This is a genomic window from Haloferula rosea (genome assembly GCF_016595525.1).
Taxonomy (GTDB): Bacteria; Verrucomicrobiota; Verrucomicrobiia; order Verrucomicrobiales; family Akkermansiaceae; genus Haloferula; species Haloferula rosea.
The window spans coordinates 164,070-177,706 of sequence record NZ_JAENII010000009.1; the positions used below are offsets into that span (position 1 = coordinate 164,070).

A 13,637-nucleotide genomic window follows, 5' to 3' on the forward strand; every position below is an offset into this window, starting at 1 on the left:
GTAGATGCCTTCGGGGAAGGGGCCGGAGCGATCTTCAGGCGAACAGGCTGATGGTGCCTGCGAGGAGGAAGATGACGAAGAGGATGCCACCCGCCAGTATGCGGGTGGCGTGGAAGGTGGAGTATTCCTCGTGAAAGCGGGGCAGCGCGAGGGTTCCAATCCCGAAGCAGATCATCCCTGCACCGTAGAGTCGGGCAGGGAGGCCGACGACGTCGGCACCGCGGATGTGGATCTCACCCGTGGCCAGTCCACCGGTGCCGTTCCAGAGGGCAAGGCAGGGAAGAAGGAAGGCGAAGACCAGCCACCCGATCACGGTGGATTCGAGTGGCTTGGTGAAGGCCTTGAGGCGCTTCATTGTCCGGCGCTGATCTCTTCAGAGCCGAAGTAGGGAACGAGTGCCTCCGGGATGCGGATCGAGCCATCGGGCTGCTGATACTGCTCGAGCAGGGCGACGTAGAGGCGGGGAAGCGCGGTGCCGGAGCCGTTCAGCGTGTGGCAGAAGCGGTTCTTCCCGTCGCTGTCCTTGAAGCGCAGCTTCATGCGGCGTGCCTGGTAGTCGCCGAAGCACGAGCAGCTTGAGACCTCGAGGTATTTCCCCTGCCCGGGTGCCCAGACTTCGATGTCGTAGGTCTTGGCTGCGGAGAACCCGAGGTCGCCGGTGCACAGTTCGATGGTGCGGTAGTGGAGGCCGAGTTTCTGCAGGGCGGCTTCGGCGTGACCGGTCAGTTCCTCAAGTACGGCAAATGACGTATCCGGATGGACGACCTGGACGAGCTCGACCTTGTCGAACTGGTGCATGCGGATGATGCCGCGGTTGTCACGCCCGGCGCTGCCGGCTTCCCGGCGGAAGCAGGGGGTGTGGGCGCAGAGGCGCTGGGGAAGCTTGTCTTCCGACAGCAGGGTGTCGCGGAACAGGTTGGTGACGGGGACTTCGGCCGTCGGCGCGAGGAACATCTGGTTGCGACCGTCTTCACCGGCGTCGGTGCCATACATGTCGTCCTCGAACTTCGGCAGCTGGCCGGTGCCCTCCATGCACTCGCGGCGCACGACGTGGGGCACGTTGACTTCCTCGTATCCATGTTCACCCGATTGGAGATCGAGCAGGAAGGAGATGAGTGCGCGTTCGAGACGGGCTCCCTTGCCGCGGTAGACGGCGAAGCCGGAACCGGCGATGCGGGTGGCGTCGTCGATGGAAATGATGCCGAGCGCTTCCGCGAGATCGAGGTGGTCCTTGGGCTCGGAGATATCGGGCTTCTCACCCCAGGTGCGCACTTCGGGATTGGCGGTTTCGTCGGCGCCGACCGGGCAGTCGCTGTGGGGGAGATTCGGGATGTTGAGCAGCAGGTCGGACTGGCGGGTGCCGGCGGCTTCGCCTTCCGCATCGAGTGCTTCGATCTTGCCTTTGATGTCGCGCACTTCGGCTTCGACCGCCGAGCTGTCCTCGCCCTTGGACTTGAGCATGCCGATCTGCTTGGAAATCTGTTTGCGCTGGGATTGCAGCGCCTGCTTTTCGGTCTCGGCCTTGCGGCGGGATTCGTCGCAGGCGAGGACTTCGTCGATGAGGGTCCAATGGTCGCCACCGCGCGCCTTGAGGCGCTCACGGACGGCGTCGGGGTTTTCACGGATCTCGCGGATGTCGAGCATGGCGGGGGGGCTTTAGAACATCGGACCGCGAAGGTCCAACCTTGAACATCGAATGTTTGCCGGGCGGAGGCGGGTGAGGTGGCGGGGTGGACACGAAAAACCCCGACTCCTGGGGGCAGGGAGTCGGGGTGGGAAAGGTTCCGGAAGCGGTGATCAGTTGTCGCCTTTGACGCGCTGGCGCTCGCGGATGTGGCTCAGTGCCTTTTCGGCGCGGTCGATCACGCGGTCGCTTTCGGATTCGTCGGCGAAGTATTCGATCACGGCGAGTGCCCAGTCGGAGGTCTCGTTCTTGGCGAGTCCACCGATGATGGTGTTCTGTTCGCGCTCGGTCTTGGCCTGGCGGGCGAGCATTTTCCAGTAGTCCTCGGCGTCCAGGTCATCGAGTTCACGGTCGTCGGACATCAGGAACTGGTAGCCGGCGTCGAAGGCCTTCGGGCGGAGCTGCTCGTCTGTCTGTTCTTCAAGGAACTCCATCAGGGTTTCGAACATGGACTCGTCGGCCCAGTTCTTGAGCGCTTCGATTGCGGCGAGCTTGTCGAGGTTGTCGTCGCCTTCGAGGGCGGCGGTGATGACTTCTTCGGCGGACTTGCTGCCGGTGTAGCCCATGAGGCGGATCATGGTCCGGCGGTTGTCATCGTTCACATTCTTGGATGCGGTGGCGAGGGTCGACCCGAACTGCTCTTTCTTGTCGGAGTCCTTGATGACTTCGGCGGTGGCCTTCTCTGCGGCGCGACGGACGGCGGCGGAGGGGCTGAACTGAATGACGTCGAGGAAGTCGTCGAATTCTTCTTCACCCCCCACTTCGATGACGGCGGTGAGCGCGGCGGCGGCGGCCTGCTCGTCATCGGTCTTGCGGGCGAAGTCGAGCAAGTAGGGTTTGATGGCCGGGTTGGCGCGCTTGCGCAGGACGCGGCTCAGCAGGGACACGCGGATGTCGACGGGCAGGGTCTCGGTGGTGGCGAACTCGGCGATCCTCGAGTCGATGTCGGTGCCATCGGTGGCCTTCGCGATGGAGAGTGCCTTGTAAACCGTCTCGCGGCTCTTGTTGCTGCCGGCGCGGGTCGAATTCAGGAGGATGTTGAGCTTTTCGGAATCGACGGCGATCTCGGTGGTCTCCGGCTTGGCGGCCTCGGCGACGAGTGCGTTGTAGACCTCGGCTTGGTTGTTTCCGCTCATCATCTGGACGAGCATGATGCCGAGTCCGATGACGAAGACTCCGAGGACACTGGCGATCGCGACCTTGGCGCCGTTGCCCATGCCTTGTTTGGCCTGGGGAGTCTGGATGCCGCTCGCGGGAGGGGTGGCTCCGGCGGGAGGCTGGGCGGCCATGGTCGATCCGGATGCTGGAGCGGGACGGCCGGCGAGTTGGACGGTCGAAGTCGCGGGGCTCGCCACCTTGGCGGTGGGAACCACGGCTGCCGGGGCTGGCGCTGCAGGAATGGGAACGGCGGCTGGGGCGGGTGCCGGGGCTGGAGCAGGCGCCGGAGCGGGTGCCGGTGCCGGGGTCGGGGCGGCTGGCACGACTGCGGGGGCTGGAGGTGGCGCGTTGGGTGCGGTTTCAGCGGAGGCAGCGGGTGCTTGTTGACCGGTGGTGTGGACACTCGGTGGTGCGCCAGCCGGAGGAGAAAGGGGTTGCGGGGCGGTCTGGGTTTGCACCGGCTCGGGACGCTCTTCGGCGGCAGGTGCGGGAGTCGGGGCCGGAGCGGGTGCCGGTTGGGCGGCGGGTGCCGGCGGAGTGGGCACGACGGGGACCGGCTGGGCGGCTGGAGCCGGCGCGGGTGCCGGTTGCGCAGCGGGAGCCGGGGCCGGCGCGGGCTGGGCGGCCTGGGGTTCTGAGGGGGCGGCGCCTGGGATGATGAGGCGGGGGCGTTTCGGGGCCTCGGGGGCCGGCTCGGTGGGTCCAGTGCTCATGGCTTGTGTGCTGGGGATATCGAGTTCGATGAAGTTTCGTAATGCCTCGCGGGCGTTGGCGGGCCGGTCGTCGGGCATGCGGTTGATGTGCCACATGATCCAGTCGGCGAGCCAGCTTGGGACATCCGGGCGCCTCTCTGCAAGGGCAACGACACGATGTTGCAAATGTGCAGCCATTACCTGCGGACCGGTGTCGCCCTGAAACGGGGTCATGCCGGTCAGGGCGTAGTAGTAGACGCAGCCGATGGCATACATGTCGGTGCGTGCGTCCAGTGGGCCGCGCTCGAATTGCTCGGGGGCCATGAAGAAGATGGACCCATAGACGGAGTCGTTCTGGTCGACGGTCTGCTCCTCGGGCTCCGGTGCGAACTTGGCGAGGCCGAAGTCGACCAGCTTGACTTGGAATTTCCCCGAGGGGAGCCAGCTGACCATCACGTTGGATGGTTTCAGGTCGCGGTGGACGAGTCCGAGGTCTTGCGCGGCGATGAGGCCTTCCTGGACCTGGAGGGCGAACTCGCGGAAATCCTCGGTGGTCAGCGGAGCCTTCTCGACGATGGCGTCGATGGTTTCGCCCTTGAGCAACTCCATGACGACGAAGGGGCCTTCCTCGTCATTGCCGACGTCGTAGATGGTGACGATCTGCGGATGTTGGAGGGCGGCGAGGGCGCCTGTTTCCTGAGTCATTTGACGAGTCGCCTCGTCCTCAAGTTTGTCGTCGTCCTGGGAACGCCGAATGCGCTTGATGGCGACTTCGCGGTTCAGGTTCTTGTCCCAGGCGGCGTGGACGGTGCCCAAGCCTCCTTGGCCGAGTTTCTCCCTGATCTCGTAACGTTCCTGTGCCATGGACTAGGAGACACAAGTGACGCGGCAGACGGCGTGACGCAATGAAGAATCGCGTATGCCCTAAGATGCCGCGTCCTGAATTTGCTCGCTTCTCCACCGGGTGGGCGAGCACCCCACGATGCGCGCAAAGCAGCGGTTGAACTGCGAGAGCGATTGATAGCCTACGTGGAAAGCGATTTCCGACACACGCTGGTCTGGTTTGAGCAACTCCTTCTTCGCCCACTCGACGCGACAACGGTTCACGTAGTCGGTCAGGGTCAGGCCGGTTGCTTCTTTGAAAAGTCGGCAGAAATGCGACTCACTGAGTCCGGCCACCCGTGCGACGGCTCCGAGTGGCAGCGGCGAATCGAGTTCCTGATGGATGTATTTCCGGGCCTTGGCGATCGCGGCGGGCTCGCTGCCTTCCTCGATGATGGCGAGGGACTCGGCGTGGTTGCCGAGTTGGTGGGCGAAGCTCTCCAACAGGGTGACCATGCTGGCGTAGCGATCGGGCTCGATCGTGCGGGTCTGGAAGTAGGCCTTGCGCAGGACTTGCTCGGACTCGGCGTCGAGCTGCTTGCGTCCGATCTTGCCCAGCAGGCTGTCGAAGTCGTCTTCACCGGGGATGCGGGAAAAGATCTGGCCGGTGCGGAGGAAGCCGACGGTGGTGGCTCCCATGCGGATGGGCACGGCGGTCGAGGTGAGGCCGGCGAAGCAGTGGCAGGTGCTCGGGCCGGTGGCTTCCGCTTGGGTCAGGAGGGTGCGGTTGGTTTCCACGCAGGCGGTGCAGGCGCTCTTGCACAGGTTGATGTGTTCGCAGAAGGGGCTGCGGTTGACCGCTTCGTCGTCGAGGCACCAGTTGTCGGGGTCGGCCCCGACCAATCTGAGGGGCAGTCCCGTCGCTGTGCGAAAGGCCTCTTGGTAGACCTTGAAGGTGTCCGACCTTTTGAGCCGCTCGTGGAGGTTGGCCTCAAATCCTTTTACCGCATTCGTCATAGGGCGCTGAACTCTAGGATCCGTGACTGGGAAGATCAACACTTTGCGGAGGAGGACGATTCGCGGCTGGAAAATGGACGGCTGCAGCGGACGGAACGGATGATTTTAGCAGGAAAGTGGGGGTGTCGGGCCTCTTGCCGGGCTCCTGCAGCGGGATGGGGGGCGGCCTGGTCCAGGGTGCTCCTGCCTCATCGTCCGCTGGATGCCGAAAATCGGATGATTTCCCCTGTCGAAGTATCCGCGGAATGGCTAAGTGTGAGGAGTGGCGAGCATCTCCGGTGGAGCGGGCGATCGAATGCGCCGCATTTCCCATACAACCCATGAAACTCACCCCGGAACGCATCAAGCGGTACGCCAAGGACATCGGCATCAGCGTCGAGGAACTTCAGTCATTCGTCGGCCTGGGCCGCCAGAAAGTCTACCAGGCCGGGGACTACCTTTTCCACGAATCGGCGCCGCGAAGGTGGTTCGGGATCGTCATGGAGGGAAAGGTCGACTTGCTCAGCGGACTATCGGGACGGCATGTCTCGGTCGGCTGTCTCGGCGAGGGTGCGATCATCAATGAAAGCATCCTGATGGATGAACTGGCCCACAGCGTCTCCGGCGTGGCGGTGGGGGAGGTGAAAATCTGGACGATCGGTCGCGACGTGGTCATGGACTTCCGCGAGGCCCACCCCGAAGTTTATTACCGGATGGTCAGCCGGGCGGCGCGGCGGATCGGCGCGCGCCTGCGTGAGACGACGTCGCGCTTCGCCAACTCGGAGCAGATGCGGGTCGAGGTCACGGGCTTCCGTCGTGAGCACGATTCGCTGGGTGATCGGGAGATCTCCAACAGTCACTATTTCGGAATCCAGACCTCACGGGCGGTGGACAACTTCCCCTTCTCCGGGATCCGGCTGTCTCACTACCAGCATTTCGTCAATGCGCTCGCGCTGGTGAAGAAAGCGGCGGCGGTCGCCAATGCGGAACTGGGTGCGCTGGATCCGGAAATTTCGAAGGCCATCGTCCAAGCGTGCGACCGGATCATTGCGGGCGAATTCCACCAGCACTTCGTCGTCGACGTGGTGCAGGGAGGCGCGGGCACCTCGACGAACATGAATGCCAACGAGGTGATCGCGAATGTCGCCCTCGAGATCCTTGGTCATCGGAAGGGCGAGTATGAGTTCGTCCACCCGAACGACCATGTGAACTGCTCGCAGTCGACCAACGATGCCTATCCCACGGCGGTGAAGTTGGCGGTGGTGGCGTCATTGAAGGAAACCCTGTCGGCCCTGAAGGTGTTGAGGAAGTCCTTCGAGGCGAAGGCGGTGGAATTCGATGATGTGATCAAGATGGGGCGGACGGAGAACCAGGATGCCGTGCCGATGACGCTGGGTCAGGAATTCTCCGCGTATGCCGTGATGGTTGGCGATGGCATCCGGCGCCTCGAACGCGCCAGCGGTGACCTCTGCGTGATCAACATGGGCGCGACTGCCATCGGCACCGGCCTGAATAGCCCTCCCGGCTACGCCGAACTCTGCACCAAGCGCTTGTCCGAGTTCAGTGGGGTGGAGCTCGAACTGGCGGGCAACTTGGTCGAGGCGACTCAGGATGCCGCCGACTTCGCCGTCATGAGCGGGGCGCTCAAGACCGCGGCGCTGCAAATTTCCAAGATCTGTAACGACCTCCGCTGGGCGTCGTCGGGCCCCCGCTGCGGGCTGAATGAAATCAACCTCCCACCGCTTCAGCCGGGGTCATCCATCATGCCGGGGAAGGTTAATCCGGTGATGCCGGAGGTGGTCAACCAGATCTGTTACCAGATCATCGGATCCGACCTCACGGTGTCGATGGCGGCGGAGGCCAGCGAGTTCGAGCTGAACATGGCCGAGCCCATCATCGCCTACAACCTGCTCAGCACGCTGATGCTGCTGAAGAATGCCGCCATCGCGCTGTCGACGCGCTGCATCGACGGCATCACCGCCAACCGCGAGCGTTGCGCCGACTACGTGAAGAACTCCATCGGGATCGTCACCGCGCTGAATCCGGTGCTCGGATACGAGCGGTCGGCATCGATTGCCAAGGAAGCCCTGAAGACCGGTCGCAGCGTCTATGACCTGGCGATGGAGAAGGGCTGGATGACGAAAGAGCAACTCGATGATCTCCTGCAGCCGCAAAAGATGGCCAATCCCTTGATGCCCGATGGAGTGACGGAGCCCGACGAGTGAATGCGGGCGGAAACGGGGCGGTCGTGGTTTGCCGTGGCTGGCAGCCCCGAGCTGCGGTTGAGCTTCAATGAGTCGTGGGAATTCCGGGTGTCAGGTCGGATTCGGCTTTTCCGTCCGGGCCGGCACAGTGCATGGTGCGGGGCATGCGTTTGGCGGTGCTTGGAAGCGGCAGTGGGGGGAATGCGGCGGTCATTGATGCCGGCGGCACCCGCTTGCTCGTCGATGCCGGGTTGTCCGCCAAGCAGATCCGCCTCCGCCTCGAAGCCATGGGGATTGCGCCCGACTCGCTCGATGGCATCCTGCTCACCCACGAACACGGCGATCACATCAGTGGTCTCCGCGTGTTCCTCAAGAACTTCGACCTGCCGGTGTATGCGACACCCGCGACCCGTCAGGTGGTGGCGGAGAACCTCGGGGCTGTGAACTGGCGGATCTTTGAGAGCGGTCGACGTTTCGAGATCGGGGAGGTGGAGATCGAATCTTTTCTCGTGCCGCACGATGCGGTCGAACCGGTCGGCTTCGTATTTCGCCGTGCCGAGCAGGTGCTGGGGATCGTCAGTGACAGCGGTCACGTCACGCCTGCCATCCTCGAGCGTTTGCGCGAGACCCAGGTGCTCTTCGTGGAAGCCAACTACGATGATGCCCTGCTCGAAGCCGACCAGCGGCGCCCCTGGTCGACGAAGCAGCGAATCGCTTCACGACACGGCCACCTATCGAACGCCCAGACCGCGGCCCTGGTGGCGGAGCTTGCCGCAGGCAGCTTGGAACGCGTGGTGCTGGGTCATCTCAGCCGCGATTGCAACACCCCCGACGTGGCGATTGATGCGGTGAGCTGCCCCGGTGTTCATGTCGCCTGTGCCATCCAGGATGAACCCAGTGGCTGGCACGAGACCCCGGCGCCTCCCTGCGACATCGCCTTTGCCAGCGACGAGTTGTTCGGAGGGTGAAGGTCGACTGTTAGGGGTCGCCCCATCATCGGGGGAGATGTGTGTTCCGGTCATGGATGCGGGGGATCACCTCATCAATGCCCGCCGGAGATTTCCAGCTACGGAGCAACCTTCGCACTTCGGTTCGTCGGGGTGGTGGCTCCCGCTATCGGGGAGGTTCCTTCGAGTCGGGTTGGCGGGTTTCGCTGCCATCCGGCTTCGGGACCGGAGGGCGGGCGGATTGGCCGGCTCCATCCCGTTCTTCATGGGTGGTAGATACGAAACGCGTTCCATCGAATCGATACTCCTGCCAAACATAAGTCTCGCGGAAATCCATGAAGTTCTCACGGCCCGTGACTTGAATCACGGAACCCTCTGGGGGAATCGTGTAGCCAAGGGAAATCCGCTTCTTCTGCGTTGGATATTTTAAATGGGCTTTGTAGTGATTCCGGTATCGATCGATCACGGCGTCCGCCTTGATCTGTGGCAAAATCTCATCGCCCTCACGAATCCAGCTGCCCTCACGAAATCGCCACAGTTGCGGATATCCGACGCTGATGTAATCCAGTCGTGCCTGCTTCCGCTCGGTGCTGCGAAAAATGGTTCTGGCGCCCCGGCTCCCGATCATGATCAAAGGTTCCTTCCCGCCATGAAAAACCCGGATCGTCACGAAGAACGCGCCGGCGTCGACCTGCGGTATGGTGAAATGGGCGTGTAGAAATTGGTCCGTAAGAGATTCCCTTTGGATGAAGGTGATCCGGCGCTCCACCGAATCCTCGATCCTGCCAAAATAGTGGCTGGCCAAAAGAAGATAGAAATCGAGAGCCGTACGCGGTGGATCGGAACGAGTTTCAAGAATCGCCCGCTCGCTTTCGTCCAACGTGACCGGTAGCCACACCCAATCCGAAACCTCTGAATCCTGATTGGTAAACCGCAATTGCCGCGAGGCATCTCCAGCAAGCAAGATGCAGGAGGCCAGCAAGAAGAACAGGGAGGAGAGAAAGGCAATCATCGGGGCGAAAGAATGAGAACAAGCGACCCGACCCACATGGAGGTTCGCCGATTCTCCTTGTCGCATTGAATCACCAAAAGCCGATCACAACAAGACTGCTGATCGTGGTGTCATCACCTTTCATTGAAGTCTAGGACGCGCTACTCGTCTCCAAACCGGATCGCAACCACCCCACTGTCCCAAGTGGAAAGGTAAACCCAGCCCTGCCGAATCGAGTCGCCCAAGTTTCATCAATCGGGGTGAAAAGCACGTAGAAGGAGAATGCGAGTGCTCAAATCACAAGCGCTAGCGAAAACTGGACGACTCTCGTTGTGAGGTATCGAAGCCAAGGTCTCTCCATTTCGTAGCGAACAGTATTGGTTCGTAGATGATCCGGACCGAATTTCTGGATCGTCCTTGTTAGGAGATCGAGGGTGGACTTGTTGATTTGGCAGGGGATTTCAAGCCGTCGAACTGGTTTAACAGGTCGTTGGAGCGGCGGCACCGAGTGGGGGTGGTCGGGGAGTGAGATGCTGGCTTTTGTCGATGACTTGAGCGGGGGATGAAGAGGGATGAAGGATGAAGGATGAAGGATGAAGGATGAGGGATGAGGGATGAGGGATGAGGGATGAGGGATGAGGGATGAGGGATGAGGGATGAGGGATGAGGGATGAGGGATGAGGGATGAGGGCAGTTGCGTGGTCCAGCGCAAGGGTGGTGCGAGGGCGGGTGAACTGCAGCGGCTTGGAAAGCCGCGCTCCCTAATCGCAGGCATCGCTTGGCCCCTGAACCCTCAGTCCCTGAACCCTTGGTCGGAGTGGGCTTTGAGGTTTGAAGAGTTGAGGGAACCGCGAAAGGGGCGCGAAATGGGAGCTCAGCATGCTCTGCGGTTCTTGAGTGGAAAGTAGAAAGTAAAAACTGGAAAGTGGGGGGAGCTCCGCTCTCTTTTGGGGATGCGCGACGGCGTCACGCGGTCCGGGTTTGGCTCCCTATTCGCTGGCATCGCTTGGCCCCTGATCCCTCAGTCCCTGATCTCTTGGCAAGGAAGGGGAGGCTCCGCGGTAGGGGGTGATGATGGTCGGCGATGTCCGCGCTTGGCGAGGTTCCTGCCCATTGATCTCTCACTTTCCACTTTTTACTTTCTACTTTTCACTACCCGACTTGGACCTTCGGCTTCGGACTTGGACCGGGATGGTGATGCGATGGGTCCGTGGTCGGGTCGGTGAATTCGATGGTTGGCAAGGGGTGCTGGGATCTCGGCAGGATGTGCGGAGGTTGGGAGGTTGGTGGTCGGGTATGGGTTGGGTGAATCGATGAGAACCCTATGCCTGATCCTGGTCATGGCGCTGTCCTTGCACGGTGCCGAAACTGCGGCGGAACGTGATGCACGCATGGAATGGTGGCGCGATGCGCGTTTCGGAATGTTCGTACATTGGGGTTTGTATTCGGGGCTGGCTGGAACGTGGAAGGGGAAGATGGTCAACGATCACGGGGGGATGGAGTGGATCCAGCAGCGTGTGGGGGCGGACCCTTACACGTATGCGGCGGAAGCGATTCCGAAGTTCGTGCCGAAGGAAGGTTTCGCCGAGGAATGGGCACGGATGGCGAAACGGGCGGGATGCCGCTATGTGGTGTTCACGACCAAGCATCATGACGGCTTCGCCCTGCATGACTCGGGGGTGACGAACTACGATGCGGGTGACGTGGTCGGGCGTGATCTGGTGAGGGAGATTGTCGATGCGCTGCGGGCCGAGGGGCTGAAGGTGGGTTTCTACCACTCGCTGATTGATTGGCACCACCCGCAGTATGACTTCAAGTTCATGAAGGCGCTGCCCTACACGAAGGGGAGTGCGAATGTGGCGGTGACGAAGCGTGACCATGGGAAGTATGTGGATTTCCTGCATGCCCAGGTGAAGGAGTTGATGACGGGCTACGGTCCGATCGATGTGCTGTGGTGGGACTATTCGAAGAAGGGTGCGGAAGGGGAGGCGTGGCGTGCCACGGAGTTGATGAAGATGGTTCGGGCGGAGAATCCGGCGGTGATCATGAACAATCGGTTGTATGGCATTCCGAAAATCGAGAAGCACGATGCGGTCGGTCGTTTGCTGAGTTTCAATCCGTCCCATGGGGACTTCACGACGCCGGAGCAGACGGTGCCGTCCCGTGGGGTGGCGGGCGTGGATTGGGAGCAGTGCATGACGATGAACACGACGTGGGGGTTCTCGGAGCACGACAAGGCGTGGAAGTCGGACGAACAACTGATCCGGCATCTCGTGGACATTTCATCCAAGGGGGGGAACTTCCTTCTCAACATCGGGCCGACGGGGGACGGGTCGATCCCGCCTGAGTCGGTGAAGGGACTTTCGGCCATGGGGGATTGGCTGAAGGTCAACGGGGAGTCGATCTACGGCACCACGGCGAATCCGCTGGAGGAGGTGTCATTCGAGGGTCGCTGCACGGCGAAGGGCGATGCGCTCTATCTCCATGTGTATGCGCGGCCGGAGGGTGGCACGATCTCGCTGGATCACTCGGGTCGGCAGGCCACGCTTCTTGATGGCAAGTTGGCACTGAAGGTTTCCCGCGAGGGCGACAAGTTGGTCATCCAGCTGCCGGAGGAACTGCCGGATCCGGTCGTGACAGTGATCCGTGTGGACTAGGAAGCAGGTCGGTCTCGGGGGCTTCGCGGTGGTCGTGGCGGTGGCCCACGCGTGGCCCATGACTGGAGGCGCGTGGCTCCGCCGACCGTTTTGTGGGGATTTGGGCGCATTCGCTTTGCAAATGGAGACAGAGGTCCTATTTACGGGTCCCTACCCACGAATCGATGCTTGTTTCCTGCCCCCATTGTTCCACTGGTCTTGACGTCGCTCCCGAGCACGCTGGCCAGACCCTCCAGTGCCCGGCCTGTCAGGGTCGGCTGACGCTTTCCAGTGAAGATCTGGCGCAGGAGTCTGCGGCGAGCAACCACCCGGAACGGGAGGGCTGGGCGGAGAAGGATCATGCGAACCCGAACTTCATCAAGGGGTTGCTCATCGGGATCGGCATCACGGTTGCCTTCCTCGCCTTGATGTTTCCCTTCAAGAGCACGCGGGTGGGGGCGATCTTCCTTGAGCGTGGCTGGGTGAACTTCGCCGAGACCTTCCTGTTTTTCTGGGGGCTGACGATCCTGGGGATGAAGTGGAAGATGAACCAGCGGCAGGAGCGCGCGGCCCTGTTGGATCTATTTCCGCAACGGCTTGGTCGCCAGATCGACCGGACAACGGTCTCGGGCTTCATCGACAACATCTATCAGGTGCCGTTGTCCCTGCGGGACAGTCTGATCGTGAACCGCATCCGGAAGGCGCTCGAGTTGTTCGAAGCGCGTCCGAACAACACCGAGGTGGCGACCTTCCTGAGCACGCAGTCCGAGTTGGATGCGAACCGGTCGATGGGTTCCTACTCCTTGCTGAAGGTGTTCCTGTGGGCAATTCCGATTCTGGGCTTCATCGGCACGGTGATGGGGCTTTCCACGGCGGTGGGCTCGCTGGCGGTGGGGGACAACAGCGACCCGGAAGCACTGATGGCTTCGGTGAACAACCTGACGGGCGGGCTTGGGCTGGCCTTCGACACGACCTTGCTGGGGCTGATCCTGAGCATTCTGATGAGCTTCCCGATGGCGGCGGTTCAGAAGAAGGAGGACGAGACGCTGACGATCATCGATGCCTTCTGCAACGAGAAGGTCCTGCCGAAGCTCAACGACAGCAAGCATGCGGGGACGGATGAACTTCTGGAGAAGGCGGAGAGCATTCCGCAGCTCGTGAAATCGCTGGCTCAGGCGCATGAGACGTTCCTGGTGAATCTCAATGAGAGCACGATCCAGCTGAAGGAGAGCGGACAGGCGCTGCGGAGCGGGCTCGACGAGCATCGCAAGACGGTGGAAACGAGCTTCACGGATGCGGTGAAGAAGCTGACCGACACGAGCAGTGAGATTTTCATCCGCTCGGATCAGGAATTGAACCGGACTTTCGAGAAGATTGCGACGGGCATCGATGTGATGAACCAGTCCCTGCGTGATCTTGGAGAGAAGCAGATTCCGAATGACGCGAAGCGCAAGCGCGGGTTGTTCCGTCGTTGAGTCATGCCACGCCGCCGATCCAGTTCCGAGGG

9 protein-coding genes and 1 pseudogene are annotated in these 13,637 nt (G+C 61.8%); 5 read left to right on the forward strand and 5 right to left on the reverse strand.

Going from position 1 to position 13,637, the window contains the following annotated elements:
* Positions 1–34: 34 nt before the first annotated feature.
* From JIN81_RS12690 to JIN81_RS12705, 4 genes are all read right to left on the reverse strand, one after another.
* Entirely contained in the window at positions 35–355 is a 321-nt protein-coding gene (locus tag JIN81_RS12690; protein ID WP_200280141.1) for a hypothetical protein, read from the reverse strand.
* Positions 352–1,644, reverse strand: a complete 1,293-nt coding sequence (gene serS / locus JIN81_RS12695) for a serine--tRNA ligase (protein WP_200280143.1) — start codon at positions 1,642–1,644, stop codon at positions 352–354. Before serS ends, JIN81_RS12690 begins: the two co-directional genes overlap by 4 nt.
* A gap of 153 nt (positions 1,645–1,797) precedes the next feature.
* Entirely contained in the window at positions 1,798–4,398 is a 2,601-nt protein-coding gene (locus JIN81_RS12700) for a serine/threonine-protein kinase (RefSeq protein ID WP_200280146.1), read from the reverse strand.
* A gap of 60 nt (positions 4,399–4,458) precedes the next feature.
* Positions 4,459–5,373 carry a helix-turn-helix domain-containing protein gene (locus JIN81_RS12705; protein ID WP_200280149.1) on the reverse strand — a complete coding sequence of 305 codons (915 nt, stop codon included), beginning with the start codon at positions 5,371–5,373 and terminating at the stop codon, positions 4,459–4,461.
* A gap of 320 nt (positions 5,374–5,693) precedes the next feature.
* Here JIN81_RS12705 and JIN81_RS19585 point away from each other — a divergent pair.
* The 3 genes and pseudogenes from JIN81_RS19585 to JIN81_RS12715 all read left to right on the forward strand — a co-directional run.
* Positions 5,694–6,029: pseudogene (locus JIN81_RS19585) on the forward strand (cyclic nucleotide-binding domain-containing protein); the annotation flags it as partial.
* Positions 6,030–6,140: 111 nt separating this feature from the next.
* A complete protein-coding gene (aspA, locus tag JIN81_RS12710; RefSeq protein ID WP_343217937.1) occupies positions 6,141–7,577 on the forward strand; it encodes an aspartate ammonia-lyase in 1,437 nt (478 codons plus the stop codon).
* Positions 7,578–7,720: 143 nt separating this feature from the next.
* The gene (locus JIN81_RS12715; RefSeq protein WP_200280155.1) at positions 7,721–8,524 is read left to right on the forward strand and encodes an MBL fold metallo-hydrolase; all 804 of its coding nucleotides are present in this window, start codon (positions 7,721–7,723) and stop codon (positions 8,522–8,524) included.
* Between the two features lie 145 nt (positions 8,525–8,669).
* On the opposite strand, the gene JIN81_RS12720 is transcribed toward JIN81_RS12715, so the two are convergent.
* Positions 8,670–9,515 carry a hypothetical protein gene (locus JIN81_RS12720; protein ID WP_200280158.1) on the reverse strand — a complete coding sequence of 282 codons (846 nt, stop codon included), beginning with the start codon at positions 9,513–9,515 and terminating at the stop codon, positions 8,670–8,672.
* 1,292 nt (positions 9,516–10,807) lie between these two features.
* Between JIN81_RS12720 and JIN81_RS12725 the strand changes: the two genes are divergently transcribed.
* Both JIN81_RS12725 and JIN81_RS12730 read left to right on the forward strand, forming a co-directional pair.
* On the forward strand, positions 10,808–12,151 hold the full coding sequence (locus JIN81_RS12725) for an alpha-L-fucosidase (protein WP_200280161.1): 1,344 nt from the start codon (positions 10,808–10,810) through the stop codon (positions 12,149–12,151).
* Positions 12,152–12,315: 164 nt separating this feature from the next.
* Complete coding sequence (locus JIN81_RS12730; RefSeq protein ID WP_200280163.1) at positions 12,316–13,605, forward strand: MotA/TolQ/ExbB proton channel family protein; 1,290 nt, start codon at positions 12,316–12,318, stop codon at positions 13,603–13,605.
* Positions 13,606–13,637 lie beyond the last annotated feature (32 nt).